Consider the following 5,055-nt stretch of genomic DNA (forward strand, 5'->3'; position numbering starts at 1 on the left):
ACTGATGGATTTGAAAGAATTGAAAGTCTTGGACCATATCTTAATTTCTTTGTGGACAAAGGAGTATTTGCAGAAAATACAATTAAGAAGATTTTAGAAGAGGGAGATAACTATGGAGCATCAAATATAGGGGAAGGAAAAACTGTATGTGTGGAATACTCTTCACCCAATATAGCAAAACCTTTCCATGTTGGACATTTATTTACTACAGCTATAGGAAATGCTTTATATAAGATGTTCAAAAAAGAAGGATATAAAACTGTAGGCTTAAATCATTTAGGAGATTGGGGAACTCAATTTGGTAAGCTTATATCAGCTTATGATAGATGGGTAGATGAAGAAGCTTTAGAAAAAGCACCTATTGATGAATTACTTAGAATATATGTTAAATTTCATGAAGAAGCAGAAAAAGATCCTACTCTAGAAGATGAAGCAAGAGCAAACTTTAAAGCACTAGAAACTGGTGATGAAAAAGCTACAGCTCTTTGGACTAGATTTAGAAATTTAAGTTTAAAGGAATTTGAAAGAGTTTATAATATTTTAGGTGTTAAATTTGATTCATTAGCTGGAGAAGCATTTTATAATGATAAAATGGATGTAATTGTTAATGAATTAAAGGAAAAAAAATTACTTGTTGAAAGTAATGGTGCACAAGTTGTAATGCTTGAAGATTATAATATGCCACCGTGTATAGTACTTAAAGGTGATGGTGCATCAATATATGCAACAAGAGATTTAGCTGCTGCTATGTATAGAAAGAAAACTTATGATTTCCATAAATGTGTTTATGTAGTTGGAAGTCCACAAGCTTTACATTTTAAACAAGTATTTAAGGTATTAGAACTTGCAGGTCATGCTTGGTCAAAAGACTGTGTACATGTAGGTTTTGGATTAGTTAAGTTTGCAGATAGAAAGCTTTCAACTAGAAATGGTTCAATTGTTTTACTTGATGATTTACTTCATGAAGCAGTTGAAAAGACAATGGAAGTTATAAATGAAAAGAACCCAGAGCTTGAAAATAAAGAAGAAGTTGCAAAGAAAATTGGTGTAGGCGCAGTAATTTTCACTTATCTTAAAAATTCAAGAGAAAAAGATATTGTTTTTGATTGGAAAGAAATATTATCATTTGATGGCGAAACGGGTCCATACGTACAGTATTCATATGCTAGAGGAAATAGTATATTAAATAAAGGTAATGAATGTATAGGAGCTGTTGATTATAGTAAATTATCTTCAAAAGAAGAATTTGAATTAGTTAAGAGTATAGCTAACTTTAATAGTGCAATAACTGTATCATTAGATAAATTAGAACCATCTATATTAACTAGATATGTAATTGAAGTAGCAAAAGGATTTAATAAATTCTATAATGCACATTCAGTATTAAATTTAGAAGATGAAGATTTAAAAGCTACTAGATTAAACTTAGTTAAAGCAAGTCTACAAGTGTTAAAAAATGGTTTAGAACTTCTTGGAATAGATGTAGTAGAGAAAATGTAGAAGTTAAATTATAATAGTATAAATAGAGGTTAGGGTCTTTAAATTTGACTTAACCTCTATTTTTTAGTTTTATTATGGGATAAATGCATAAAATTTCACAATATAGTAATATAGAATATTAAAAAAATAAATATATGATATAATTAGGGCATCATTAAAAGTTTTAATAGAAGGGATTTGAAATAGATTGTTTATAAATAACAACATTAAGTATAGAGATATATTAATATTTGCCCTAATAGGGGTAATTGGCTATAAACTTATAGATAATTATGATTACTTCTTTAATATAGGTAAGAGGATTTTATCTATTATGACTCCGTTTATATATGCTATGATTTGTGCTTATGTATTAAATCCAGTAGTAAGATTTTTTGAGAAAGAAATAAAAATTAAAAGAGCAATAGCAATAGCAATTACTTATTTTATAATTATAGCGTTAGTTTTTATAGTTCTATTTTTCACTATACCAAGCATAATAGATAGTATACTAAACATAACTAAAGAAATGCCAGCTTATGTAGAAGTCGTACAAAAATGGATTAATACTATACTTCAAAATGAAAGAATAAAAGGATTAATTATACAAGCAGGACTTTTGAATAAATTTGAAGAAATGTCTAAACAAATAGGGAGTGTAGCAATAGGATTATTGCAGGATTTGGCTATGTACTTATTATCATTTACATCAAATTTACTAAATGTGATTTTAGGATTCTTAGTTTCAGTTTATGTTTTAGCAGACAAAGAAAAAATTGTAAAAGGAGTTAGAACTATTACATATATGATTCTCAAGGAAGAAAAAGGAACAAAATTAATAACTTTTATTAGAACGTATAACAAAATGATAGGAGTTTATATTGGAATAAAAGCAATTGATTCTGCAATAATAGGAAGTATAGCCCTTATCGGCTTACTAATTGTTGGAGAACCTTATGCACCATTGATTGCATTGATTACGGGTGTGACTAATATGATTCCTTATTTTGGACCACTTATTGGTGAACTTATTGGTGTTATAGTTGCAATTTTTGTTTCACCAATTAAGGCTTTAATAGTATTTATACTTTTGCTTTGTATTCACATATTTGATGCATGGTATCTTGATCCTAAGCTTATAGGAAAAAAGGTTGGTGTTAGCCCCTTTGGGATTGTTTTAGGAGTAGCTATTGGAGGTGGATTTTGGGGCCCCATTGGAATGTTATTAGGATCACCTACAATGGCAACTATAAAAATATATTATGAAACGTTTTTATTAAGATTTAAGGAAAGCAATCCTAAACTAGTTAAAAAAGAAAATCTTGATGATTTTAAAGAGTAAAGTATAAAAGGAGTTAAATTTTAGGCATGAAATGTAGAGGTAAAATTGTTTTTGCATGAACAAGAGACAATAGTGAATTACCTAAAAGTGTGGTTAACAAAATTAAAAGGAGATTTAACATTTAACAATACGGAGGAAAAATGAGAAGAAACGAAATTGATTGGATTAGAAATATTGGTGTATTATTATTATTTATGTTTCACACAGCATCTATTTTTACATATTATGAACCATGGTATATTTGGTCTGAGAGTAAAAGTTGGTTAGCTACAATAATATTTATATTATGTATTCCTTGGCATATGCCTGTACTGTTTTTTTTGGCTGGAGCATCCACAAGATTCTCCTTAAGCAGTAGAAGTGGAAAAAAGTATATAGGAGAAAGAGTTAAAAGACTTCTAATTCCATTTGTACTTGGAATGTTAATTTTAGTTCCGCCTCAAGGGTATTTTGCACGTGTAAGCAGAGGAAAACCAGTAGGTAACTATTTTCAACAGTGGAAGTATTTTTGGACTACTATTTCAGACATACCTTATGATGGAGGACTAGGGCCTGCTCACTTATGGTTTATCTTGTATCTATTTATTATTTCAATAGTTGGATTATTTATTATTAGGAGTTTTAGAAGAGACGGAATGGAAAAGTTTTTATTAAAGCTTAAAGAAAAGCTAACTAATAAATATTCTTTAGTTTACACTATATTGATATTTATCATTGCAGATATGATTCCGCTTGCAATTGCACAAAAGAATATATTAATATTTTTAATAGTGTTTTTAATGGGATACGTTGTTTACGATGATAATGATTATTTAGAATATATTGATAGGAATAAAAGAAAAGGTTTAATTATAGCATTATTATTTTGTGCATTTTATATGGGGGTAATTTTACGTTATTACAACTTGGATAATAAGGGTAATATTGCTTTGAAAGTATTATTATCTATAATGAGAAATGGTATTATGATAACAACTATTGTGGCTATTATTGGATATGGACGGAAATATTTAACTATAGGAGGAAGGATACTTGTTTATTTAAATAAGGCTTGCTTTCCAATATACATATTACATCAGACAGTCATTGTTATAATTGCATACTATTTACTTAACTTTGCATTACCTATATACGTATCAATTATACTAATTATAGGAAGTTCAATTTTTATAACCTTTGGAATTTATGAGATATTGAAGAGGATAAAAATAATGAGGTTTTTAATTGGGATCAAATAAAACGCTAAAAATAAATTTAATATATATATTGTAAACTGTACATTTCCACAAAAGAGCTACCTGTGGCTAGTGGACGTCCTAATTATGAAGATTTAAGCAGGGCAGAGATATTTGGTGTAGAAATAGTAGAAAAGCTAGAAAAATTATTAGTAGTTAATGTGTTAAAATTTAAAAGTAGAGTAAAAAGAGAAGTAAAAATATATTTATAATAAGCACATGAAATATAATTACAAGTCAGTGATGTAATGTATATTATTAATGTGTCTAAAACTGAAATGAAAGAAATACATGAGGTGAATTTTCATGGGAGAATTTTTTGATTTAATAAATAAACGTCAGAGTTGCAGAAAGTATTTAGATAAACCTGTTGAAAAGGAAAAATTAATTAAGTGTATTGAAGCAGCAAGGGTAGCGCCATCTGCATGCAACAGTCAACCATGGCATTTTGTTATTGTGAATAATAAAGAATTATCATGCAAAGTTGCAATGTGCCTGCAAGATAAGGTTATGAATAAATTTACTAGTGAATGTCAATCATTTATAATTGTTGTTGAGGAAAGTGGTAATTTGATCTCACGTGCTGGAGCTTTAATTAAACAACAGGATTATAGGTCTGTTGACCTTGGCATTGCTACAGAACATTTATGCCTAGCTGCAACGCAACAGAATTTAGGAACATGTATTTTAGGGTGGTTTAATGAAAAGGAGCTTAAAAAGCTTTTAAATGTTAATAAATTAAAACGAATTAGATTAGTAGTTGCAATTGGGTATTCAGAAAGTGATGTTGTGAGAAAAAAGATTAGGAAAAACATAGATGAAATTGTAACATTTATAGAATAACAATATATAAGTTAAAAAGGGGCTGTTGCAAAATAGAAATATAATTTCTATTTTGGACAGCTCACTTTTTTACAAAAAAGTTAAGAGCGGACTCCTAAAAATCCGCTCTTTGTTGTATAATTTATTCATGTTAACTAACAAATTAATACAAAAGAA

The 5,055-nt window shown here is 28.4% G+C and carries 5 protein-coding genes; all 5 read left to right on the forward strand.

Translation table 11 applies throughout. The features are described from left to right. A partial coding sequence (gene argS / locus LLF98_RS12170; RefSeq protein ID WP_291703954.1) for an arginine--tRNA ligase occupies window positions 1–1,500 on the forward strand: 1,500 nt, incomplete at its 5' end. 187 nt (window positions 1,501–1,687) lie between these two features. Then, window positions 1,688–2,821 (forward strand): AI-2E family transporter, encoded by a 1,134-nt coding sequence (locus tag LLF98_RS12175; protein ID WP_291703956.1) that lies wholly within the window; start codon window positions 1,688–1,690, stop codon window positions 2,819–2,821. A gap of 140 nt (window positions 2,822–2,961) precedes the next feature. Then, entirely contained in the window at window positions 2,962–4,059 is a 1,098-nt protein-coding gene (locus tag LLF98_RS12180; RefSeq protein ID WP_291703958.1) for an acyltransferase, read from the forward strand. Between the two features lie 62 nt (window positions 4,060–4,121). Further along, entirely contained in the window at window positions 4,122–4,268 is a 147-nt protein-coding gene (locus LLF98_RS12185; RefSeq protein WP_291703960.1) for a hypothetical protein, read from the forward strand. Window positions 4,269–4,362: 94 nt separating this feature from the next. Continuing rightward, a complete protein-coding gene (locus tag LLF98_RS12190) occupies window positions 4,363–4,899 on the forward strand; it encodes a nitroreductase family protein (protein ID WP_291703962.1) in 537 nt (178 codons plus the stop codon). The last annotated feature ends 156 nt before the right edge of the window (window positions 4,900–5,055 follow it).

Origin of the sequence: Clostridium sp. (assembly GCF_021372645.1) — a bacterium.
Lineage (GTDB): Bacteria > Bacillota > Clostridia > Clostridiales > Clostridiaceae > Clostridium.